The sequence below is a fragment of the Paraburkholderia fungorum genome (assembly GCF_046026025.1).
GTDB classification, from domain to species: domain Bacteria; phylum Pseudomonadota; class Gammaproteobacteria; order Burkholderiales; family Burkholderiaceae; genus Paraburkholderia; species Paraburkholderia fungorum_E.
In genome coordinates this window covers 77,584-99,879 of the sequence record NZ_JAQQFL010000005.1, presented here as the reverse complement: position 1 = coordinate 99,879, position 22,296 = coordinate 77,584, and the positions used below count along the sequence as shown (strand labels likewise).

The following is a 22,296-nucleotide window of genomic DNA, read 5'->3' as shown; positions in this document are numbered from 1 at the left end:
ACCACAAGCTCCACCTATGGCGCAGGAATGGCCAGGAGCCAACGGAAATAAGGAGTGTCGCCATGCAAATGATCTATAACAGCCCCAACTATTGTGTCGTCGAGTTTCCGCCGCAGGAAGGCCCGCTGGCCATGAAATCAGGAGGCTACGAGATCGTGGACAAGAACATGCAGCGCGAAATCTACATAGACGGTGCAATGGCAGCGAGCTTTCGCGAGCACGTGCAAAAACTGATCGAAGAGGAACCGTCGCTGGATGAGGTAGACGAATTCCTCGGGCAATTCGACAGCCTGATGCATCAACCGGTGATTCTTCACTAACAGAAGGGTTTGACGTAACGGTTTGGCGACAACCATCGACCGCGCCGACCGGCATTGCCGGCGGCCCTTATAAGTCGGTCAGCAGGCGTAACGCGGCCCAGCAGGCTTTCACCTGACTGGGCCGTTTTGTTTTTGTCATTTTATTTTCCCCTACGGCCGCCGTTGCCGCGGCACGTGCCCCTGCCCGGCCCGCGCCCGGCGGAACCGCCCCACAGCGGCTACAATGGCAGGTTTCCCGAAAAAGCCGGCGCAAGCCCTCGTCCGCCATGAACCAGCCTGCTCAAACCGCCACGCCAGTCCGCCCCGACGCCGCCTACACGCGCGGCGCGACGCTGCCCGCGCTGCTCAAGTCGCGCATCCTGATTCTGGACGGCGCGATGGGCACGATGATCCAGCGCTACAAACTGGACGAAGCCCGCTATCGCGGCGAGCGCTTCAAAGACTACGGGCGCGACATCAAGGGTAACAACGAGTTGCTGTCGATCACGCAGCCGCAGATCATCGGCGAGATTCACGAGCAGTATCTCGCGGCCGGCGCGGACATCATCGAGACCAACACGTTCGGCGCCACCACGGTCGCCCAGGCCGACTACGGGATGGAAGACCTCGCCATCGAGATGAATCTCGAATCGGCGAAGCTGGCGCGCGCCGCCTGCGACAAGTACTCGACGCCCGACAAGCCGCGCTTCGTCGCCGGCGCGATCGGACCGACGCCGAAGACCGCGAGCATTTCCCCTGACGTGAACGATCCGGGCGCACGCAACGTGACGTTCGACGAACTGCGCACGGCGTACTACGAGCAGGCAAAGGCCTTGCTCGACGGCGGCTGCGATCTGTTTCTCGTGGAAACGATCTTCGACACGCTCAATGCAAAAGCCGCGCTGTTCGCGCTGGACGAGTTGTTCGAAGACACCGGCGAGCGTCTGCCGATCATGATCTCGGGCACCGTCACCGATGCATCGGGCCGGATTCTGTCGGGGCAAACCGTCGAGGCCTTCTGGAACTCGCTGCGCCACGCCAAACCACTCACCTTCGGTTTGAACTGCGCGTTGGGCGCGGCGCTGATGCGCCCGTATATCGCCGAACTGGCGAAGCTGTGCGACACCTATGTGTCGTGCTATCCGAACGCCGGTTTGCCGAATCCGATGAGCGATACGGGCTTCGACGAATTGCCGGCGGATACGTCGGGATTGCTGAAGGAGTTCGCGCAGGCTGGCCTCGTGAATATCGCCGGCGGCTGCTGCGGCACGACGCCGGAGCATATTGCGGCGATTGCCAAAGCGCTGGCTGAAGTGAAGCCACGCCAATGGCCGACCCAATACCGCGACGCAGCCTGAGTCCGGCGGCTCGCCGCCGACCCGCCACGCTTTCGCTATCAAACCCGACGCACGCAACTGCACGCAACCGAACCGCACATACGCCATGACCGATCACACCATGCGCCTTTCCGGCCTCGAGCCGTTCAACGTCACGTCCGGGACGCTCTTCATCAACGTCGGCGAGCGCACCAACGTGACCGGCTCGAAGGCGTTCGCGCGAATGATCCTGAACGACCAGTTCGACGATGCCATCGCGGTCGCGCGGCAGCAGGTCGAAAACGGCGCGCAGATCATCGACGTCAACATGGACGAGGCCATGCTCGATTCGAAAGCGGCGATGGTCCGCTTCATGAATCTGATCGCCTCGGAGCCTGACATCGCGCGCGTGCCGATCATGATCGACTCGTCCAAGTGGGACGTGATCGAAGCCGGTTTGAAGTGCGTGCAAGGCAAGGCGATCGTCAATTCGATCTCGCTGAAGGAAGGCGAAGAAGCGTTCCGTCATCACGCGAACCTGATCCGCCGCTATGGCGCAGCCGCAGTAGTGATGGCGTTCGACGAGCAAGGCCAGGCCGATACATACGAGCGTAAGACGCAGATCTGCAAGCGCTCCTACGATTTCCTCGTGAACGAAGTCGGCTTCCCGCCGGAAGACATCATCTTCGATCCGAACATCTTCGCGATTGCGACCGGCATCGAAGAACACAACAACTACGCGGTCGATTTCATCAACGCGACCCGCTGGATCAAGGAAAACCTGCCGTACGCGAAGATCAGCGGCGGCGTGTCGAACGTGTCGTTCTCGTTCCGCGGCAACGATCCAGTGCGCGAGGCGATCCACACCGTGTTCCTCTATCACGCGATTCAGGCGGGGATGGACATGGGCATCGTCAACGCGGGCCAGCTCGGCGTGTATGCCGACCTCGATCCGGAGTTGCGCGAACGCGTTGAAGACGTGGTGCTGAACCGCCGCGAAGACGGTACCGATCGTCTGCTGGAAATCGCCGACAAGTTCAAGACTGGCGCCGCGAAGAAGGAAGAGAATCTCGAATGGCGCAACCAGCCCGTCGAGAAACGTCTGGCGCATGCGCTGGTGCTCGGCATCACCAACTTCATTGTCGAAGATACCGAAGAAGTGCGCGCGAAGATCGCCGCAGCGGGCGGCCGTCCGATCAACGTGATCGAAGGCCCGCTGATGGATGGTATGAATATCGTCGGCGACCTGTTCGGTCAGGGCAAGATGTTCCTGCCGCAAGTCGTGAAGTCGGCGCGCGTGATGAAGCAGGCGGTTGCGCATCTGATCCCGTTCATCGAAGAAGAAAAGAAGCTGCTCGCCGAATCCGGCGCCGACGTGCGCGCGAAGGGCAAGATCGTCATCGCCACGGTGAAGGGCGACGTGCACGATATCGGCAAGAACATCGTTTCGGTGGTGCTTCAGTGCAATAACTTCGAAGTGGTCAACATGGGCGTGATGGTGTCGTGCAACGACATTCTCGCCAAAGCAAAGGTCGAGGGCGCGGACATCATCGGTTTGTCCGGTCTGATTACGCCGAGCCTCGAAGAGATGGCCTACGTCGCCTCGGAAATGCAGCGTGACGATTACTTCCGCGTGAAGAAGATCCCGCTGCTGATCGGCGGCGCAACCACCTCGCGCGTGCACACCGCAGTCAAGATCGCACCGCATTACGAAGGTCCGGTGGTATACGTGCCGGATGCATCGCGCTCGGTCTCCGTGGCCTCGAGCCTGCTGTCCGACGAAGGCGCGGCCAAATACGTGGACGACCTGAAAGCCGACTACGACCGCATCCGCACCCAGCACGCCAACAAGAAAGCCCTGCCCATGGTCACACTCGCCGAAGCCCGCGCGAACAAGACCAAGGTCGATTGGGCGGCCTACCAGCCGGTCAAGCCGAAGTTCATCGGCCGCCGCGTGTTCAAGAACTTTGACTTGAACGAACTGGCGAACTATATCGACTGGGGTCCGTTCTTCCAGACCTGGGACCTGGCCGGCCCGTATCCGGCAATCCTGAACGACGAGATCGTGGGCGAATCGGCCCGGCGCGTGTTCTCGGACGGCAAATCGATGCTCGCCCGGCTGATCCAGGGCCGCTGGCTGCAGGCCAACGGCGTGATCGCACTGCTGCCGGCCAACACGGTGAACGACGACGACATCGAAATCTACACAGACGAGTCACGCTCGGAAGTCGCGCTCACGTGGCGCAACCTGCGCCAGCAAAGCGTGCGGCCGGTGGTGGACGGCGTGATGCGTCCCAACCGATCGCTCGCCGACTTCATCGCACCGAAGGAGTCGGGCGTGGCCGACTATATCGGCATGTTCGCGGTCACGGCGGGTCTGGGCGTGGACGTGAAGGAAAAGCAGTTCGAAAAGGACCACGACGACTACAGCGCGATCATGCTCAAGGCGCTCGCCGACCGCTTCGCCGAAGCCTTCGCCGAAGGACTGCACGCCCGCGTCCGGCGCGATCTGTGGGGCTATGCGAACGCCGAAACCCTCTCCAACGAGGACCTGATCGCTGAAAAGTACCACGGCATCCGCCCGGCGCCGGGCTACCCGGCCTGCCCGGACCACCTCGTGAAACGCGACATGTTCGACGTACTGCAAGCCACCGAAATCGGCATGAGCGTGACCGAATCGCTGGCCATGCTGCCCGCGGCCAGCGTCTCCGGCTTCTATCTGGCCCACCCGGACAGCACCTACTTCTCGGTCGGCAAGATCGCCCAGGACCAGCTGGAAGACTACGCAAAACGCATGTCGTTGTCGAAAACAGACGCCGAGCGAGCCTTGGCGCCTTTGCTGTAAGCCTTGCGGGGCGGGGGACCCACTATATCGGGCACGCTAGGCTGAATATTTGCGGCAGTGCAATTTTCGGCTTTGTAGACTGAAACGGCATCAACCCGCCAGACGCGGCCAAAACGCGTCGGCTTATCTAATTGCAATCGTCAACGGAGAGAATCGTATGAAGAAGCTGACGCTGTTATTGACTGCTGTTTCGCTCGCCGCAGGCGCCTCGGTGGCGCTGGCCCAGCCCGCCAGCTCGGTCAGTTCGTATTCACCGCCTACGCAAAAGCACGTCAAGAAGCCCAAGAAGCAAAAAATGAAGAAGGGTGCGTCGGCACCGATGGCCGCACCGGCGGATGCCGCCAGCCAGTAACAGTTTCGACCGGGGGCCGTTGGTCGTTAAGGCCCATCAAAGACAAAGAGCCCGCTGATGCGGGCTCTTTGTCTTTGATGCATTACATCGCGCGCTGTGCAACGCGGACTACGCCGCGCCGCCTGGCGCTGCGAACCCGATCGCCGGCAGACCTCGCCCGGATCAGATACCCCAGACGATATCCGCGTTTTCCTTCTGCGCGGCGCGCAGCATGTCGAGGAACGGATACGCGCGCTGCGCGAGACCGGGCGGAATCTCATGATGCTCGTGGCCTTCTTCGCCTTCGTGGAAATGGCCTTCGTGCTCGGCACGTTCCTGTTTGTCGACGCTGATCGCCGATTCGAGTTTCGTGATCGCGACGCCAAGTTCGTCGTGGGTGATGACACCACGCTCACCCAGCCGCTTGCCGACAATGCCGACCAGGTACTGAGCGAGATTTTCCAGCATCATCACGTCTGGCGCAGCGCGACATTTGAAAGTAATCAGCATGACTGTTCCCTTTTTCGTTATGTTGGATCGACGCGCGGGCAACCCGACATTCGCCGCCGGCGCGCGTTACGTTGACGCGCCGATCAGGCACGGCGGCCACGGCCCTTGGTGGGCATCTCATTGAACATATTAGCACCTGCTAAAATCCGTCTGAACGGAAAAGCGTGCCGCAATGCGCTGCGCGCAAAGTGCCGGATGGCGCCCCGACGTGCCCGGTGCGTCCCGGCCGGCGCATTGCCGCTTTCCACGCTTCTGACGAATCGGCTGCGCTTCGCGCGCGGCCGCCGCTTCTTCCGCATTACCGGATTGCCTCACTGGACTCGCAACAAGCATGCTGCCCGCACATAAACATACCCTCGAAACACTGCTCGCCGACACGGTGAAGCAGGTCGCTGAAGCAACCCAGGGCGCGAGCGAAGCCGCCTTCGTCTCGCCCACGATCACGCTGGAGCGTCCCAAAGTGGCCGCGCACGGCGACGTCGCCTGCAATGTGGCGATGCAACTCGCCAAGCCGCTGCGCGCCAACCCGCGCCAGCTGGCGCAACAGATCGTCGACGCACTGCTGGCGCAGCCGCAAGCAAAGGGCCTCGTGGACGCCGCCGAAGTGGCCGGCCCCGGCTTCATCAACCTGCGCCTCGCGGCAGCCGCCAAGCAGGCGGTGATCGCCGCGGTGTTCGCCGAAAAGGACGCCTTCGGCCGTTCGCAACGCGACGCCGGCAAGCACGTGCTGATCGAATTCGTCTCGGCCAACCCCACCGGCCCGCTGCACGTCGGCCATGGCCGCCAGGCGGCGCTCGGCGACGCGCTGTCGAACGTGCTGGCTAGCCAAGGCTATGACGTGCACCGCGAGTTCTATTACAACGACGCCGGCGTGCAGATCCACACGCTCGCCGTGTCGACCCAGGCGCGTGCCCGCGGCATCGCCCCCGGCGACGAAGGCTGGCCGGCTTCGGCCTACAACGGCGAATACATCGCCGATATCGCGAAAGACTATCTGAACGGCGTCACCGTGGCCGCGAGCGACGGCGAGCCCGTCACGGGCGCGGGCGACGTCGAAGACCTCGACGCAATCCGCCGTTTCGCGGTCGCCTATCTGCGCCGCGAGCAGGACATGGACCTGCAGGCGTTCGGCGTGAAGTTCGACCAGTACTACCTGGAGTCGTCGCTGTATAAGGAAGGCCGGGTCGAGAAAACCGTCGATGCGCTGATCGCCGCCGGCAAGACCTACGAGCAGGAAGGCGCGCTGTGGCTGCGCACCACCGACGACGGCGACGACAAAGACCGCGTCATGCGCAAGACCGACGGCACTTACACCTACTTCGTGCCGGACGTCGCGTATCACGTCGCCAAGTGGGAACGCGGCTTCACCAAGGTCATCAACGTGCAGGGCTCGGACCACCACGGCACGATCGCGCGCGTGCGCGCCGGCCTGCAGGGTCTCGGCGTCGGCATTCCGAAGGGCTATCCCGACTACATCCTGCACAAGATGGTCACGGTGATGCGCAACGGCGAAGAGGTGAAGATCTCCAAGCGCGCAGGCAGCTATGTGACGGTGCGCGATCTGATCGAATGGTCGGGCGGCGCTACGCCGGGCTCGGAAGCCGCGATCGACCTGATCGACGAAGAGACGATTCGCCGCGGCCGCGACGCTGTGCGCTTCTTCCTGATTTCGCGCAAGGCGGACACGGAATTCGTATTCGACATCGACCTGGCGTTGAAACAGAACGACGAAAATCCGGTCCACTACGTGCAGTATGCGCATGCGCGGATCTGCTCGGTCATCGCCGAATGCAAGGCGCGCTACAACACGGACGAGAGCACGCTGGCTCAACTGGACGTGTCGCCGCTCACCAGCGAACGCGCCATGGCCTTGCTGAACAAGCTCGCCGAGTTCCCGGACATGCTGGAGCACGCCGCCGACGAACTCGCGCCGCACGCGGTCGCGTTCTATCTGCGCGACCTCGCCGGGGAATTCCACTCGTTCTACAATGACAGAGCCGAACGCGTACTGGTCGACGACGCGGCCGAGCGCAATGCGCGCGTCGCGCTGCTTGCGGCCACGCGTCAGGTGCTGGCCAACGGTCTCGCGACGATCGGCGTCTCCGCTCCCGTCAAGATGTAAGTCCTCCGGCGCAACATGCACGCGGCCGTCGTTATAATCGACGGCCGTTCCAGGATTCTTTTTGCAGGTGATTCATACGATGGCAAAACCACGCCGCACAACAAAGCAATCGCAATCGAAACAAACCGGGGGCACTTTTCTCGGTATCGTGCTGGGCCTGATCGTCGGTCTCGCAATCGCGGTCGTGGTGGCGCTGTATATCACCCGTGCGCCTACACCGTTTGTCTCGAAGGTCGCGCCGCCGGCCACACCCGACACCGGTGCGAGCCAGGCGCAGCAATACGACCCGAACCGCCCGCTGCAAGGCAAGACGCCGGGCCAGCCGGTCCCGCAAGCCGCGCAACCGGCGCCGCCTAACACCGCGCCGGGCCAGACCAACTCGCAGACGCAGTCCGGCATGCTGGAAGAGCCGCAGATCGTCGAAGTGCCGCCGTCGGGCGGCAATGCGAACGGTACGGCAGTCGCACCGAAGCCCGCGCAGGATAACGGCAACGGCACGGCCACTGCGCCGGCGAAAAAACCGCAAGGCTCCAGCGCACCGGCCGCCACCGCGGCAGGCTCGGCGCCGAAGGGCACCTCGCCCACCACAGCGGCCAACGCCAAGCCGGGTTCGGGCGCGGCGCCGGTAGCGGGTGACGCGAACACCGGCTATTTCCTGCAAGTGGGCGCCTACAAGACCTCGGCCGACGCCGAGCAGCAGCGTGCGCGTCTCGCCTTCCAGGGCTTCGAATCGAAGGTCACGCAGCGCGATGCTGGCGGCGTGACGTACTACCGTGTGCGTATCGGCCCGTTCTCGAAGTTCGAAGACATGAATTCGAGCCGTCAGCGTCTGTCCGACGCGGGTGTGGATACCGCTGTGATCCGCTTTACGAAGCAATAAGCAAACAATAACCAACGGTGATGTGCCGGAACGCGCCGCCGCCGAACTATCGGCGTGCGGCGCGAGTCACAGGCACAACCGACAAACACAATCGACTAGAACGTCTAACGCCGACATTGAAAACGGTGACGGGCATTTGCGTGGCGCCACCGCTTTATCGCCTACTTGGGTCAACACAACATGAAAAAACTGCTGAGCATTCTGTTCCTCTCGCTGGGCCTGGTTGCCGCCACGGCGCACGCAGCGCCGGCCGCGCCGGTTTCCGGCAAGGACTACACCGTCCTGTCCACGCCGCAACCTACGGACGTTCCGGCCGGCAAGATCGAAGTCACCGAATTCTTCTGGTACGGCTGCCCGCACTGCAATGAATTCGACCCGTTCCTCGAAGCCTGGATCAAGAAGCAAGGTCCGGACGTCGTGTTCAAGCGCGTGCCGGTTGCTTTCCGCGACGACTTCATTCCGCACTCGAAAATGTTCCACGCGCTCGACGCGCTTGGTCTCGCCCAGCAACTCACGCCGAAGGTTTTCAACGAAATCCACGTCAACAAGAACTATCTGCTGACGCCGGAAGACCAGGCCAAATTCCTCGCGAAGAACGGCGTCGATCCGAAGAAGTACATGGACGCGTACAACTCGTTCTCGACGCAAAGCGCGTTGCAGAAAGACAAGAAGCTGATGGACGACTACAAGATCGACGGCGTGCCGACGCTGGCCGTGCAGGGCAAGTATGAAACCGGCCCGGCTGCGACCAACAGCCTGCCGGGCACGATTCAGGTGCTCGACTACCTGGTGCAGCAGGTACGCGCCAAGAAGATGTAAAGCCGAGGCGCCGGAATGAGCTCACCCCTGAAGGTTTTCATTACCGGTGCCTCGAGTGGCATTGGCCTCGCGCTCGCCGCCGAATATGCGCGGCGCGGCGCGATTCTCGGCCTGGTTGCCCGTCGCGGCGACGCCCTCGCCGCTTTCCAGCAGTCCCATCCACAGAATTCCGTCTCCACCTATTCCGTCGACGTCCGCGACGCCGAGGCGCTCGCCGAAGCGGCCTCGCAGTTCATCGCGCAGCATGGCTTGCCGGACATCGTGATCGCCAATGCCGGTATCAGCCGCGGCGCGGTCACCGGGCAGGGCGATCTGCGCACCTTCCGCGAAGTGATGGATATCAACTACTTCGGCATGGTCGCCACGTTCGAGCCGTTCGCCGCCGCGATGGTGGCCGCGAAGAAAGGCACGCTGGTCGGGATCGCCAGCGTTGCCGGCGTGCGTGGCTTGCCGGGGTCGGGCGCGTACAGTGCGTCCAAGTCGGCGGCGCTCAAGTATCTGGAAGCGTTGCGCGTCGAGATGCGGCCACTGGGCGTCGGCGTGGTCACCATCGCGCCCGGCTATATCCGCACGCCGATGACCGAGCACAACCCGTACGGCATGCCGTTCCTGATGGACGCCGACCGCTTCGCCGTGAAGGTCGCGGGCGCGATCGAGCGGCAGACTGCCTTCGCGGTGTTCCCGTGGCAAATGCGCGTCGCGGCCATGCTATTGCATGTGCTGCCACGCTGGCTCTACGACCGCGCCTTCGAACGCGCGCCGCGCAAGCCCCGCGCCGTCACCGAATAAATCGACCGCACGGGTTTCCGCAGGCATCCGCACGACAAAGAGCCCACACGCACATCCTCAATCCATATGGATATGCGGATTAAATTGTTGTCGCCACAACCACCCTTCGATAAGCTTTCGCGAAGGCCAAAACGCGCGTGTGCGGTATCCGCCAAACCATGCGCCGGCGCCGGAAACGTATCACAATAAAGACGACGGCCAGACCGGCCACGGGTTGCCGTCGCCCGTCAACGGAATATAACCACACAACCAGACGCACTGCCTGACTGCGCTTGTTATGGGAGATCCTATGCGCTTCAAACTGCTCGCAGCCGCCGTACTGTTCACGGCGCCCGCGCTCGTGCTCGCCAAACCGCTGACCGTCTGTACGGAGTCGAGCCCTGACGGTTTCGATGTCGTGCAGTTCAATTCGCTCGTCACGACCAATGCGTCGGCCGACGTCATCTTCAATTCGCTGGTCTCGTACGACGAGGCCGCGAAAAAAGTCGAGCCTTCGCTGGCCGACAAGTGGGACGTGAGTGCCGACGGCCTCACCTATACGTTCCATCTGCGCCCGAACGTGCAGTTCCAGACCACCGACTACTTCAAGCCCACCCGTGCGCTGAATGCCGACGACGTCGTCTTCACGTTCGATCGCATGCTCAACGACAGCAATCCGTGGCACAAGGTCGCGGGCGCGAGCGGCTTTCCGCACGCGCAATCGATGGGCTTGCCGAAGCTCATCAAGTCGATCAGCAAGGTAGACGACAACACCGTCAAGTTCGAACTGAACGCACCGGACGCAACCTTCGTATCGATTCTGACCATGGGTTTCGCCTCGATCTATTCGGCTGAATACGCCGACCAGTTGCTCAAGGCCGGCAAACAGGTCGACCTGAATGCGAAGCCGATCGGCACGGGTCCGTTCGAATTGAAGAGCTATACGAAAGACGCGGTGATCCGCTACGACGTGAACCCGACCTACTGGGGTCCGAAACCGAAGATCGACCGCCTGATCTACGCGATCACGCCGGACGCCACGGTGCGCGCGCAAAAGGTGAAAGCGGGTGAATGCCAGATCGCGCTGTCGCCCAAGCCGCAGGATCTCGCCGAAGCAAAGAGCGACAAGTCGCTCGCCATCGTGCAGACACCGGCCTTCATGACCGCCTTCGTCGCACTGAACACGCAGAAGAAGCCGCTCGACAACCAGAAGGTGCGCGCGGCCCTGAACATGGCGTTCGACCGCACCACCTATCTGAAGGCCATCTTCGACAACACCGCGACGCCGGCCGTCAATCCGTATCCGCCTAATACGTGGAGCTATGACAAGTCTGTAAAGGCGTGGCCGTACGATCCGGTGAAGGCGAAGAAACTCCTCGCGGACGCCGGCTATCCGAACGGCTTCGAAACGACGATCTGGGTCCGTCCGAACGGCAGCGTGCTGAACCCGAACCCGAAGGCCGGCGCCGAACTGCTGCAAGCCGACTTCGCGAAGATCGGCGTGAAGGCGGACGTGAAGGTGATCGAATGGGGCGAGCTGATCAAGCAGGCGAAGCAAGGCCAGCATGACACGCTGTTCATGGGCTGGGCGGGCGACAACGGCGATCCGGACAACTATCTGTCCCCGCTCTTCAGTTGCAATGCGGTGAAGTCGGGCATCAACTTTGCACGCTTCTGCGATCAGGATCTGGACAAGCTGATTGCCGACGGCAAGACAACGCCCGACCAGGCCAAACGCACGAAGGCGTATGAACAGGCGCAGCAGATCATCCACGATCAGGCGCTGTGGATTCCGCTGGGTTACCCGACTGCCGCCGCCATCACGCGCACGAATGTGAGCGGTTATCACGTGAGTCCGTTCGGACGGCAGAACTTTGCGGCGGTGGCGGTGCAGTAAAACCACCACGTCACACCACGCTCGATGTTGGGCAACAAGACAGACCCGCTGCCATGCACCGGGTCTGTTTTTTTATCCTCACGCGTCACCTCTTCCGGATCACGGAGCGTACAGGCGCGACAACGCACCGCGGCGGCCCGCTTGCATCGAATCAGGTGCGTTTGCTATACTTTTTTACAGATCACTTTCTCCGGACATCAGCCAAAATGAACAACTAAGCCTTCCTTAAATGTTTTCGCTTCACGCAAGCCGTGCTTGCCGGGCGAAAGGTGCAACACATTTTCGGAGGTGCTTATGGCTCATGTCACGCCAGCATCCACGCTCGTCTCGCTTCATCAGGTCTCGTTCCATTTCAACGATGGTTCGATGCTATTCGACTCCCTGAATCTCACGTTCGACACCACGCCTACGGCTATCGTCGGTCGCAATGGCGCGGGCAAAAGCATGCTTGCACGGCTGGTTGCGGGTGAACTGACGCCGTCGGCGGGCAAGGTTGAACGCTTTGGCTCAGTTGCCTACGTCAAGCAGACTACAGTCGCGCCGCAGGGCGAAACGATCGCGCAAACCGCCGGTCTTGCCGGCACGCTTGATGCGCTCGCACGCCTTGCGGCGGGCACCGCTCAGCCCGACGATCTCGACGTCGTCGGAGACCGCTGGGACCTCGCCACGCGCTTTCAGATCGCGCTGCAGCAGGCACATTTGCCGGAACTGCAAGCGCACGAAAGCGCGGACATATTGAGCGGCGGCCAGCGGGCACGTGTCGCGCTCGTCGGCGCGTTACTGTCCGGCGCCGACCTGCTTGTGCTCGACGAACCCACCAATCACCTCGATCGCGACGGCCGCGCCTGGTTGCGCGATCAACTGCATGAGTGGTGTGGCGGGTTGATCGTCGTCAGCCATGACCGTCAGGTGCTGGGCGAGGTCGAGCGGATCGTCGAACTGACGCCCCACGGGCCGCGCGTCTACGGCGGCAACTACGCGGTCTTTCAAGCGCAGCGCGAAGCAGAGCAGCTGGCCGCGCAATCCGCGCTTGAACATGCGAGAACCGAACGCGCACGTGAACGCCGCCGCCTCGCACGGGAACACGACACGATCCAGCGCCGCTCAGCGGGCACACGGCACTATGCCGATATCGCCAACGTCTCACGTATGGAACGCGCGAAGATAAAAGGTCGAGCGATGGAAGCGATGGGACATGTCCGCAAATCCCAGCAAACGGTAAAAACCGATCTCAACGACAAGGTCGGCGAAGCCGCGGCGCGCGTCATGCCGGCAAGCGCGGTCTTGCTCTCGTTGCCCGGCGCTGAGCTTCCTCCCCGCCGGAACGTTTTCACGCTCGACGAGGCGCGTTTGCCCTGGCTGGAAGCGAATGATCCGGCGGCGACGGTGACGTGGTCCGTCGAGGGCCCCGTGCGCATCGCAGTAACGGGTCCGAACGGCTGCGGTAAGTCAACGTTACTTCGGGTACTCGCAGGTGAAGTCTCGCCCCAAGGCGGCACGCATCTGACACACGTGCCATGCGCGTACCTCGATCAACGCCTCGACCTGCTTGATCCGCAGCGTTCGATCGTCGAACAGTTGGGCCTGCTCGATACACCGCTGGCCGAAGGCGAATTACGCAGCCGCCTCGCCTTGCTGCAACTCGACGCCCAATGCGCGACGCAACCCTCGCGGAATCTGAGTGGCGGCGAGCGGCTGAAAGCGGCGCTCGCTTGTGCGTTGTGGCGCGGCACACCGGCGCAATTGCTGCTGCTCGACGAGCCGACCAATCATCTCGATCTCGAATCGGTGCTGGCGTTCGAAGACGCGCTGGCGGACTTTCCCGGCGCCATCGTTGCGGTATCGCATGACACGGGATTTCTTGAAGCGTTGCGACCAACCCATACGATGCAATGGACCCTCGAAGGTTGGCGCTTCGAGCCAGTCAAGGTGGATTGACCACGCGACGATGCGTGGCCACCTGTCCCAAGCGTTAAGCCGCCGAGAACCGGATCACCCCATCCGCATCCTGCGTGCGCTTCAACTCACCGGCGAGCCAGAGCAGATGCAAGTGAGCCAACGCCTCGCCGAGCGCGAACGTCATCTGATGGATGTCGAGCTGGCGCTTGAACATCAGCGGCACGATATCCGCGGCACTCTGCGGCTTCCCAGCACACGCCTCGCGCACTTCCGCCAGACGCGCGTCATGATGCTCACGCAACTGTTTGATCCGCGTGTGCACGCCGCGAAACGGCTTGCCATGCGACGGCAGCACGAGCGTATCTTCCGGCATCGTCTCGTAGCGGCCGAGCGATTCCAGATACAGTGCGAGCGGCGTGCCTTCCGGTTCCATGCCGAACACCGAGACGTTGGTCGAAATGCGCGGCAGCACCATGTCGCCGGAGATCAGCGTGCCCGTCTCTTCGCAATGCAGCGCGCAATGTTCCGGCGAATGGCCGTAGCCGGTCACCACGCGCCACGTCTTGCCACCGATCTTCACGCCATCGGCTTCGCGCAGACGGCGGTATTGACCAGGAATCGCCGGCACGAGGCTCGAGTAGTAGCTCGTACGATTACGCAGTTTGTCGAGCGATGCCTCGTCGTTCAAACCATGACGAGCGAAGTGCTGCGCCGCGGCCTCCCCGCCCGCATTCGAGCCGTCGCCGGCCGCCATCACGCGTGCCTGCATGTATTCACCGAGGGTCGTCCACAAGCGCACCTCCCAGCGTTTCCTGTCGCCGCCACCGCAGATCCAGTGCGCGAGGCCGATGTGGTCCGGATGGCAATGCGTGACGATCACGCGCAGCACCGGCAAGCCCTCGAGCACGGAGTCGAATACTTTCTCCCAGTTTTCCTTGATCGTGTCCGACGCAATGCCGCAGTCGACTACCGTCCAGCCTTGCTGACCGTCGATTTCATCACGTAGCAGCCACAGATTGATGTGGTCGAGTGCGAACGGCAGCGGCATGCGCAGCCAGAACACGCCGGGCGCGACTTCCATCGCATGACCGGCTTCGGGCAAGGTGTCGTTGAACGGGTAGTCGAGTTGATGTTCGAGTGCATTCATTGTGATTGTCTTCCTCCGTCGGCCGCCCGGCATGGCGAGGTTTGCGATGCCGGACAGCGTGGTTGCGGCCCGGTCGGGACTTACCAGTGCCGTATTGCGCCGTAGTTGCGTTTCGATCAAGTTGACGATAACGTAAACGTCGATTCTATCGTTCAATCCGATTTTCTGCCCGGCCACGGGACGTCCCGATGAACACGCAATACACGATCACCGAGCTCGCGCGGGAATTCGACGTCACGCCGCGCGCAATTCGTTTCTATGAAGACCAGGGTTTACTCTCGCCTAGCCGCGAAGGGTCGAGCGGCTTGCGGCGCGTCTATTCAGGCCGCGACCGAACCCGCCTGAAGCTCACGCTGCGCGGCAAACGGCTCGGCTTCACGCTGTCGGAAATCCGCGATCTGCTCGATGTCTATGAGTCGCCCACCGACACCGTGCCGCAATTGCACGCCTTCCTTTCCACGGTGGCGCGCCATCGCGACGTGCTCGAGCGTCAGCTCGAAGATCTGAACGCGACGCTCGAAGACCTCGCGCAATACGAAGCCCAGGCACGCACGCTGCTGGAAAGCGGCGCACGCGGAACGCAGTCTGCGTAAGGCCCGATCAGGCGAATCCGACATGAATCACTTCCCCAAACTGCTGTCGTCCCAGATCGGCTTTGATGTCGCGCAGACGATGCTCGAAGGATTCGAGCGGCACTACCGGATTTTCCGCGACGCCGCGATCCATGCCAAAACGCTCTTCGAAGCGGCCGACTGGCATGGGCTGCAAACGCTGGCGCGCGAGCGCATTACCTCGTATGACGATCGCGTCGAGGAATGCGTCGTACTGCTCGAAGACGAATACGACGCCGAGAATATCGACGCCGAAGTGTGGCAGCAGATCAAGCTCCACTACATCGGCCTCCTGACCACGCACCGCCAGCCCGAGTGCGCGGAGACGTTCTTCAATTCGGTGTGCTGCAAGATCCTGCACCGTTCGTATTTCAACAACGACTTCATTTTCGTGCGCCCGGCGATCTCGACCGAGTACATCGAGAATGACGAACCGGCGGCAAAGCCGACTTACCGTGCGTATTACCCCGGCAAGGACGGCCTTGCCGCCACGCTCGAGCGCATCGTCACCAATTTCCAGATGGTGCCGCCGTTCGAGGATCTGACGCGCGACGTCGCGTGCGTGATGCAGGCGATCCACGACGCGTTCGGCGTGTTCGACGAAGCGGCCAACTTCCAGATTCATGTGCTTTCGTCGCTGTTCTATCGGAACAAGTCGGCCTATATCGTTGGACGGATCATCAACGGCGATTCGATGTTTCCGTTCGCCGTGCCACTGCGCCACGTGAAGCCCGGGGTGCTCGCGCTCGATACGGTGCTGCTCAAGCGTGAACAGTTACTCATCATCTTCAGCTTCTCGCATTCGTATTTCCTGGTGGACATGGAAGTGCCCTCCGCTTACGTCGAGTTTCTCGGCACGATCATGCCGGGCAAACCAAAGGCGGAAATCTACACCTCGGTGGGTTTGCAGAAGCAGGGCAAGAATCTGTTCTATCGCGATCTGCTGCACCACCTGAAGCATTCGAGCGATCAGTTCATCATCGCGCCCGGCATCAAAGGGCTCGTGATGCTGGTGTTCACGCTGCCGTCGTTCCCGTACGTGTTCAAGCTGATCAAGGACCACTTCCCGCCGCCCAAGGAAACCACGCGCGAGAAGATCAAGGGAAAGTATCAGCTCGTCAAACGGCATGACCGTCTGGGCCGCATGGCCGACACGCTCGAATATTCGAGCGTGGCGCTACCCGTTTCGCGGCTCGACGAAGCGCTGGTGCGCGAACTCGACAAGGAAGTGCCGTCCCTGATCGAATACGACGGCGACAACCTGGTGATTCGGCACATGTATATCGAACGCCGGATGGTGCCGCTCAATCTCTTCCTGCAAAACGGCAGCGATGACGACGTCGAGCACGGCATCAAGGAATACGGCAACGCGATCAAGGAATTGATGCAGGCGAACATCTTCCCTGGCGACATGCTGTACAAGAACTTCGGCGTGACGCGTCACGGCCGCGTCGTGTTCTACGACTACGATGAAATCGAGTACCTGACGGAATGCAACGTGCGCGCGGTGCCGGCGCCACGTAACGAGGAAGACGAAATGTCGGGCGAGCCGTGGTACTCGGTCGGCCCGCACGACATTTTCCCGGAGACATACGGCACGTTTTTGCTCGGCGACCCACGCGTGCGCCGGTCTTTCATGCAGCATCACGCGGACTTTTTCGATCCGGCGCTATGGCAACGGCACAAGGATCATCTCCTGAAAGGCGAACTGCCCGACTTTTTCCCGTACGACAGCAGCGTGCGCTTCTGCATCCGCTATCCGGAACGATTCGCCGAAACGGCGTCCGGACAAGCGGAGAACCAGGCAGATGAACGCACCGAGCGCGCGGCCTGAATCTGAAGCGCTTCATGCGCTTCATGCGCTTCATGCGCTTCATGCGCCGCCCGCATCGTTGACTGCGTCGTCCGAATCTTATGCCCTGACATCGACCGTTCAACCGGTCGAGCAACCGCCCAGACTCATCCATGAATACGAACGATTCTCCCGCTGCCAATCCGCTCGCTCACCTGTTCGACAACAACGACGCGTGGGTGGCCCGCAAGCTGTCCGAAGATCCTGAGTACTTCTCGCGCCTCGCGCACCAGCAGACACCCGAATACCTGTGGATCGGCTGTTCCGATTCGCGCGTGCCGGCCAATCAGATCATCGGCCTGCCGCCTGGCGAAGTGTTCGTGCACAGAAATATCGCCAACGTGGTGGTGCATACGGATCTGAACTGCCTGTCGGTGATCCAGTTCGCCGTCGATCTGTTGAAGGTCAAGCACATCATGGTGGTGGGTCACTATGGCTGCTCGGGCGTCGCCGCGGCGCTGCACGGCCGTCGTGTGGGTCTCGCGGACAACTGGCTGCATCACGTGCAGGACGTGCGCACCAAGCACGCCGCGCTGATCGAAGAATGGCCGATCGGTGAGGCGCGGCATCGGCGTCTGGTCGAACTCAATGCGATCGAGCAGGTGATGAACGTATGCCGGACCACCATCGTCAACGACGCATGGGCGCGTGGGCAGGAACTCGCGGTGCACGGCTGGGTGTATGGCGTGCACGACGGCAAGGTGCGCAACCTCGGCATGACCGTCAACGATCCGGCGGCGCTCGACGCAACCTACAGGAATTGCCTGGCCGCGGTATCGGCCGGCGGTGCGTACAAGGAAGACAACGACATGGCCGCTGCCGACGCGGCCCAGCTCGGCGATGTGCCGGCTATCGTCGAAGGTGTGATCAAGGAACTCAAACATGAAGGAGACAAACATGAGTGACGCAAAAGCTGATCCGATCGTGATCGTTGGTGTGGCCCGCACGCCGATGGCGGCATTTCAGGGCGATTTCGCTTCGCTCACCGCGCCGCAGTTGGGCTCGGCCGCCATCGAAGCCGCCGTGCAACGCGCCGGGTTGAAGCCCGAGCAGATCGACGAAGTGGTAATGGGTTGCGTGCTGCCCGCAGGCCAGGGCCAGGCACCCGCGCGTCAGGCCGCACTGGGCGCCGGCTTGCCGCTCGCCACCGGCAGCACCACCGTCAACAAGATGTGCGGCTCGGGCATGCGCGCGGCGATGTTCGCGCACGACATGCTGGCCGCGGGCTCGGTCGACGTGATCGTCGCGGGCGGCATGGAAAGCATGACCAACGCGCCGTATTTGCTGCCCAAGGCGCGAAACGGCATGCGCATGGGCCACGGCCAGGTCATCGACCATATGTTCTACGACGGTCTCGAAGACGCCTATGAAAAAGGCCGTTTGATGGGCACCTTCGCCGAGGAATGCGCGGCGTCGTTCGACTTCACGCGCGAAGCGCAGGATGCGTTCGCCGTCGAGTCCCTGAATCGTGCGAAGCGCGCGAACGAGGACGGCTCGTTTGCATGGGAAATCGCGCCGGTAAAGGTGGCAAGCCGCAAGGGCGACGTGACCATCGATCACGACGAGCAGCCATTCAAGGCGAACCTCGACAAGATTCCGACGCTCAAACCCGCGTTCAGCAAAACCGGCACCGTGACGGCGGCGAACTCGTCGTCGATTTCCGACGGCGCGGCAGCGCTCGTGATGATGCGTGAATCGACCGCGAAGCGTCTCGGCGTCGAGCCGCTTGCTCGCGTGGTCGGCCACGCCACCTTCGCGCAGGAGCCGGCGAAGTTCACCACCGCGCCGGTCGGTGCGATTCGCAAGCTGTTCGACAAGAATGGCTGGCGCGCCGACGAAGTAGATCTGTACGAGATCAACGAGGCGTTCGCGGTGGTCACGATGGCCGCAATGAAGGAACATCATCTGCCGCATGACAAGGTCAACGTGAACGGCGGCGCCTGTGCGCTCGGCCACCCGATCGGCGCCTCGGGCGCGCGGATTCTCGTCACGCTGATCGGCGCGTTGAGAAAGCGCGGCGGCAAACGCGGTGTCGCGACGTTGTGCATCGGCGGCGGCGAAGCCACCGCGATGGGCATTGAACTGGTTTGACGCGCTGCTTACGGGCGCCTGAGAGCTTGAGGTGATTCGATGAAGACAGTGTTGATCGTCGGTGCATCGCGCGGAATTGGCCAGGAGTTTGTGCGTCAGTACAAGAAAAGCGGCTGGCGCGTGCTCGCCACCGCGCGCGACGGCGCCGCGCTCGACGTGCTGAAAGCGCTCGGCGCCGAGACCTTCTCGCTCGACGTCACTGAGCCCGACGAAATCGCCGCGCTCGCCTGGAAGCTCGACGGCGAACGGCTCGATGCAGCGGTGCTGGTATCGGGTGTGTACGGCCCACACACCGAGGACATCGAAACCTTCACGGCCGAAGATTTCGACGAGGTCATGCACACCAACGTGCGCGGTCCGATGCAATTGATGCCGGTCCTGCTGCCGCTCGTCGAAGAAGCCGGCGGTGTGTTCGCGGTGCTTTCGAGCAAGATGGGCAGCATCAGCGACGCGAGCGGCACGACCGGCTGGCTGTATCGGGCGAGCAAGGCGGCGCTTAATGACGCGCTGAAAGTCGCGTCGCTGGATACCCGGCGCGCAACGTGCATTTCGCTGCACCCTGGCTGGGTGCGCACCGACATGGGCGGCGCACAGGCGGCGATCGATCCTGCGCGCAGCGTGACCGGCATGCGCGAAGTGCTCGCCCAGGCAGCCGCTGCGCACGACGCGTTCAACGGCCGCTTCTATCAATACGACGGCACGGCGCTCGACTGGTGAGAAGACACGTGAGAAGACTAATGAGGAGACCGAGCCATGGTGCTTGATCAGGATCACCAGATGGTCCGCGACGCGGTGCGCACGTTCGTCCGTGAAGCGGTCACCCCGCACGCGGCGCAATGGGACCGCGAGCGCATCTTTCCGAAAGACGTGCATCGCCAGCTTGCCGAACTCGGCGCGTATGGCGTGCTGGTACCCGAAGCGTACGGCGGCGCCGGCATGGACGCGCTGGCGCTCGCGTTGATCCTCGAAGAAATCGCAGCGGGCGACGGCGGCACCTCCACCGCGATCTCCGTCAACAATTGCCCGGTGTGCAGCATTCTGCTGACCTATGGCAACGACGCGCAAAAACGCGACTGGCTCACGCCGCTCGCGCGCGGCGAAATGCTCGGCGCGTTTTGTCTGACCGAACCGCAAGCGGGCTCGGACGCATCCGCGCTGCGTACCACGGCGGCGCGCGATGGCGACGGCTACGTGTTGAATGGCGTCAAACAGTTCATCACGAGCGGCAAGAACGGTAACGTCGCGATCGTCATGGCCGTGACTGACAAGGCAGCCGGCAAGCGCGGCATCAGCGCGTTTATCGTGCCGACCGATACGAAGGGCTACATCGTCGCGCGGGTCGAAGAAAAGCTCGGCCAGCATTCGTCGGACACGGCGCAGATCATTTTCGAAGATTGCCGCGTGCCGGCCGCGAATCTGATCGGCGCGGAAGGCGAAGGCTATCGGATCGCGCTCTCGGGGCTCGAAGGCGGACGCATCGGCATTGCGGCACAGAGCGTCGGAATGGCGCGCGCCGCGTTCGAGGCGGCGTTGGGCTACGCGAAGGAGCGCGAGAGCTTCGGCCAACCGCTGTTTTCACACCAGGCCGTGCAATTCCGTCTCGCCGACATGGCGACTCAACTCGAAGCCGCACGCCAGTTGATCTGGCACGCGGCTTCGCTGAAAGACGCCGGCCAGCCCTGCCTGACCGAAGCCGCGATGGCCAAGCTGTTCGCCTCGGAAGCCGCCGAGCGCATCTGCTCGGCCGCCTTGCAGATTCACGGCGGCTACGGTTATCTAAGCGACTTCCCCGTTGAACGCATCTACCGGGATGTCCGCGTGTGCCAGATTTACGAAGGCACCAGCGACATCCAGAAGATCCTGATCGCGCGCGGTCTTGCCTGAACGTCTGATGAATAAGCCATTGTTGTCAATGCAACGACCGTCCGACTGCCCATGCGGCGGCGCCGCGCCCGATCAGCACAGTGGCGCCAAACCGCCCCGCTTCGCGCAATGTTGCGGCCGCTATATCGATGGCGGCGAAACCGCGCCGCGCGCGCTCGAACTGATGCGCTCGCGTTACAGCGCGTTTGTTGTGGGCGCAACGGATTATTTGCGTGCAACCTGGGCGCCGCATACCTGCCCCGCGGATCTCGACGCCAACCCTGCGGCCCCTGACGCGCCACGTTGGCTCGGACTGCAGATCAAGGCTTTCACCGAAATCAACGCCGATCATGCGACTGTCGAATTCGTCGCACGATACAAAGTCGGCGGGCGCGCTCATCGGCTGCAGGAACTGAGCCGTTTTGTCCGTGGCGACGACGGACGCTGGCGCTATGTCGACGGTGACGTCAACGAATAGGCCACACCTTCCGCAGCCTTACACGACGCACCAACGCAGATCACACCGTGATCATATATGGCCCTCAAACGAGGGCTTTTTTTTTCGTGTTGGCTCAACACCACAGGCTGTGTGTTGCCGCAAATTACTTCGTGCAGCCAAACAGCCTGCGACAGGCGCTTTGCAGCGTCTCAGAGGCAAGTACGCCCTGATTCGCACCCGGCAATTTTTGCGCCACGGGTTCTCCTTGATTGCACAAAACAAAATTGTCATGCCAGGATGAGGCCGTAGGTTTGTGACGTCACATTGCGAGAACCGGTCCATACGGATTCCGCAAAATGCGCAGGCACCTGCCGATAGCCCACCAGCAAGGGCTCCACGGCGGTTCCGGGTGACATGTGTGGCGCTCATCATCGGCGCGTGGGGTCGCGTCGGCCGTTTGGGTTCATCCCGTGCGATCTCGATTAGCGTGCGTGCGCTTGGCGCACTACGTACGCGAGTGTGTTTTTGTTTGTCGAAAACGCCGATGAAAGGCAATTGTCAGCGGTGACGTTGGTGACATTCGACAGACAAGACATCACGGTGTTCA

At 62.1% G+C, this 22,296-nt stretch carries 19 protein-coding genes; 17 read left to right on the top strand and 2 right to left on the bottom strand.

Going from position 1 to position 22,296, the window contains the following annotated elements; genetic code table 11:
• Nucleotides 1-62: 62 nt before the first annotated feature.
• From PQR67_RS08010 to PQR67_RS07995, 4 genes are all read left to right on the top strand, one after another.
• Nucleotides 63-320 (top strand): BTH_I0359 family protein, encoded by a 258-nt coding sequence (locus PQR67_RS08010; protein ID WP_120344435.1) that lies wholly within the window; start codon nucleotides 63-65, stop codon nucleotides 318-320.
• Between the two features lie 266 nt (nucleotides 321-586).
• Nucleotides 587-1,657: a homocysteine S-methyltransferase family protein gene (locus tag PQR67_RS08005; protein ID WP_408456762.1), complete on the top strand. Its 1,071-nt coding sequence runs from the start codon at nucleotides 587-589 to the stop codon at nucleotides 1,655-1,657.
• Between the two features lie 37 nt (nucleotides 1,658-1,694).
• The gene (metH, locus tag PQR67_RS08000) at nucleotides 1,695-4,460 is read left to right on the top strand and encodes a methionine synthase (RefSeq protein ID WP_408457193.1); all 2,766 of its coding nucleotides are present in this window, start codon (nucleotides 1,695-1,697) and stop codon (nucleotides 4,458-4,460) included.
• A gap of 157 nt (nucleotides 4,461-4,617) precedes the next feature.
• Nucleotides 4,618-4,812 carry an acid-shock protein gene (locus tag PQR67_RS07995; protein ID WP_120344438.1) on the top strand — a complete coding sequence of 65 codons (195 nt, stop codon included), beginning with the start codon at nucleotides 4,618-4,620 and terminating at the stop codon, nucleotides 4,810-4,812.
• 162 nt (nucleotides 4,813-4,974) lie between these two features.
• Here PQR67_RS07995 and PQR67_RS07990 read toward each other — a convergent pair whose 3' ends face one another.
• Nucleotides 4,975-5,301 carry a DUF1840 domain-containing protein gene (locus PQR67_RS07990; protein WP_408456760.1) on the bottom strand — a complete coding sequence of 109 codons (327 nt, stop codon included), beginning with the start codon at nucleotides 5,299-5,301 and terminating at the stop codon, nucleotides 4,975-4,977.
• Nucleotides 5,302-5,632: 331 nt separating this feature from the next.
• Between PQR67_RS07990 and argS the strand changes: the two genes are divergently transcribed.
• The 6 genes from argS to PQR67_RS07960 all read left to right on the top strand — a co-directional run bounded on the left by argS (nucleotide 5,633) and on the right by PQR67_RS07960 (nucleotide 13,725).
• Nucleotides 5,633-7,423, top strand: a complete 1,791-nt coding sequence (gene argS / locus PQR67_RS07985) for an arginine--tRNA ligase (RefSeq protein WP_408456757.1) — start codon at nucleotides 5,633-5,635, stop codon at nucleotides 7,421-7,423.
• Nucleotides 7,424-7,484: 61 nt separating this feature from the next.
• A complete protein-coding gene (locus tag PQR67_RS07980) occupies nucleotides 7,485-8,303 on the top strand; it encodes an SPOR domain-containing protein (RefSeq protein WP_408456755.1) in 819 nt (272 codons plus the stop codon).
• A 180-nt stretch (nucleotides 8,304-8,483) separates the two neighbouring features.
• Entirely contained in the window at nucleotides 8,484-9,122 is a 639-nt protein-coding gene (locus tag PQR67_RS07975; protein WP_408456752.1) for a thiol:disulfide interchange protein DsbA/DsbL, read from the top strand.
• Nucleotides 9,123-9,137: 15 nt separating this feature from the next.
• On the top strand, nucleotides 9,138-9,911 hold the full coding sequence (locus PQR67_RS07970; protein WP_408456750.1) for an SDR family oxidoreductase: 774 nt from the start codon (nucleotides 9,138-9,140) through the stop codon (nucleotides 9,909-9,911).
• A gap of 289 nt (nucleotides 9,912-10,200) precedes the next feature.
• Nucleotides 10,201-11,787 carry an ABC transporter substrate-binding protein gene (locus PQR67_RS07965; RefSeq protein ID WP_408456747.1) on the top strand — a complete coding sequence of 529 codons (1,587 nt, stop codon included), beginning with the start codon at nucleotides 10,201-10,203 and terminating at the stop codon, nucleotides 11,785-11,787.
• Between the two features lie 294 nt (nucleotides 11,788-12,081).
• Nucleotides 12,082-13,725 carry an ABC-F family ATP-binding cassette domain-containing protein gene (locus PQR67_RS07960; protein WP_408456745.1) on the top strand — a complete coding sequence of 548 codons (1,644 nt, stop codon included), beginning with the start codon at nucleotides 12,082-12,084 and terminating at the stop codon, nucleotides 13,723-13,725.
• A 34-nt stretch (nucleotides 13,726-13,759) separates the two neighbouring features.
• Here the strand turns inward: PQR67_RS07960 and PQR67_RS07955 are convergent, their stop codons facing one another.
• The gene (locus tag PQR67_RS07955) at nucleotides 13,760-14,833 is read right to left on the bottom strand and encodes an MBL fold metallo-hydrolase (RefSeq protein WP_408457191.1); all 1,074 of its coding nucleotides are present in this window, start codon (nucleotides 14,831-14,833) and stop codon (nucleotides 13,760-13,762) included.
• 188 nt (nucleotides 14,834-15,021) lie between these two features.
• Between PQR67_RS07955 and PQR67_RS07950 the strand changes: the two genes are divergently transcribed.
• The 7 genes from PQR67_RS07950 to PQR67_RS07920 all read left to right on the top strand — a co-directional run bounded on the left by PQR67_RS07950 (nucleotide 15,022) and on the right by PQR67_RS07920 (nucleotide 21,728).
• Nucleotides 15,022-15,426 (top strand): MerR family transcriptional regulator, encoded by a 405-nt coding sequence (locus PQR67_RS07950; protein WP_408456742.1) that lies wholly within the window; start codon nucleotides 15,022-15,024, stop codon nucleotides 15,424-15,426.
• 22 nt (nucleotides 15,427-15,448) lie between these two features.
• Nucleotides 15,449-17,278 (top strand): bifunctional isocitrate dehydrogenase kinase/phosphatase, encoded by a 1,830-nt coding sequence (gene aceK, locus PQR67_RS07945; RefSeq protein ID WP_408456739.1) that lies wholly within the window; start codon nucleotides 15,449-15,451, stop codon nucleotides 17,276-17,278.
• Between the two features lie 131 nt (nucleotides 17,279-17,409).
• Nucleotides 17,410-18,201, top strand: a complete 792-nt coding sequence (gene can / locus PQR67_RS07940) for a carbonate dehydratase (RefSeq protein WP_408456736.1) — start codon at nucleotides 17,410-17,412, stop codon at nucleotides 18,199-18,201.
• Nucleotides 18,179-19,387 carry an acetyl-CoA C-acetyltransferase gene (locus PQR67_RS07935; RefSeq protein ID WP_408456733.1) on the top strand — a complete coding sequence of 403 codons (1,209 nt, stop codon included), beginning with the start codon at nucleotides 18,179-18,181 and terminating at the stop codon, nucleotides 19,385-19,387. The genes can and PQR67_RS07935 overlap by 23 nt, the downstream gene beginning before the upstream one ends.
• Nucleotides 19,388-19,426: 39 nt before the next feature.
• Nucleotides 19,427-20,104, top strand: coding sequence for an SDR family oxidoreductase (locus PQR67_RS07930; RefSeq protein ID WP_408456730.1), 678 nt, complete (start codon nucleotides 19,427-19,429; stop codon nucleotides 20,102-20,104).
• A gap of 36 nt (nucleotides 20,105-20,140) precedes the next feature.
• Nucleotides 20,141-21,271, top strand: a complete 1,131-nt coding sequence (locus PQR67_RS07925) for an acyl-CoA dehydrogenase family protein (protein ID WP_408456727.1) — start codon at nucleotides 20,141-20,143, stop codon at nucleotides 21,269-21,271.
• A 7-nt stretch (nucleotides 21,272-21,278) separates the two neighbouring features.
• Entirely contained in the window at nucleotides 21,279-21,728 is a 450-nt protein-coding gene (locus PQR67_RS07920; RefSeq protein ID WP_408456725.1) for a YchJ family protein, read from the top strand.
• Nucleotides 21,729-22,296 lie beyond the last annotated feature (568 nt).

Coding starts and splice junctions, on each gene's coding strand:
- aceK (WP_408456739.1), top strand. CDS start 15,449: ATGAATCACTTCCCCAAACTGCTGTCGTCCCAGATCGGCTTTGATGTC.
- can (WP_408456736.1), top strand. CDS start 17,410: ATGAATACGAACGATTCTCCCGCTGCCAATCCGCTCGCTCACCTGTTC.
- PQR67_RS07955 (WP_408457191.1), bottom strand. CDS start 14,833: ATGAATGCACTCGAACATCAACTCGACTACCCGTTCAACGACACCTTG.
- PQR67_RS07930 (WP_408456730.1), top strand. CDS start 19,427: ATGAAGACAGTGTTGATCGTCGGTGCATCGCGCGGAATTGGCCAGGAG.
- PQR67_RS07960 (WP_408456745.1), top strand. CDS start 12,082: ATGGCTCATGTCACGCCAGCATCCACGCTCGTCTCGCTTCATCAGGTC.
- PQR67_RS08005 (WP_408456762.1), top strand. CDS start 587: ATGAACCAGCCTGCTCAAACCGCCACGCCAGTCCGCCCCGACGCCGCC.
- PQR67_RS07925 (WP_408456727.1), top strand. CDS start 20,141: ATGGTGCTTGATCAGGATCACCAGATGGTCCGCGACGCGGTGCGCACG.
- PQR67_RS08010 (WP_120344435.1), top strand. CDS start 63: ATGCAAATGATCTATAACAGCCCCAACTATTGTGTCGTCGAGTTTCCG.
- PQR67_RS07990 (WP_408456760.1), bottom strand. CDS start 5,301: ATGCTGATTACTTTCAAATGTCGCGCTGCGCCAGACGTGATGATGCTG.
- PQR67_RS07995 (WP_120344438.1), top strand. CDS start 4,618: ATGAAGAAGCTGACGCTGTTATTGACTGCTGTTTCGCTCGCCGCAGGC.
- PQR67_RS07950 (WP_408456742.1), top strand. CDS start 15,022: ATGAACACGCAATACACGATCACCGAGCTCGCGCGGGAATTCGACGTC.
- PQR67_RS07920 (WP_408456725.1), top strand. CDS start 21,279: ATGAATAAGCCATTGTTGTCAATGCAACGACCGTCCGACTGCCCATGC.
- PQR67_RS07975 (WP_408456752.1), top strand. CDS start 8,484: ATGAAAAAACTGCTGAGCATTCTGTTCCTCTCGCTGGGCCTGGTTGCC.
- PQR67_RS07970 (WP_408456750.1), top strand. CDS start 9,138: ATGAGCTCACCCCTGAAGGTTTTCATTACCGGTGCCTCGAGTGGCATT.
- PQR67_RS07965 (WP_408456747.1), top strand. CDS start 10,201: ATGCGCTTCAAACTGCTCGCAGCCGCCGTACTGTTCACGGCGCCCGCG.
- argS (WP_408456757.1), top strand. CDS start 5,633: ATGCTGCCCGCACATAAACATACCCTCGAAACACTGCTCGCCGACACG.
- PQR67_RS07935 (WP_408456733.1), top strand. CDS start 18,179: ATGAAGGAGACAAACATGAGTGACGCAAAAGCTGATCCGATCGTGATC.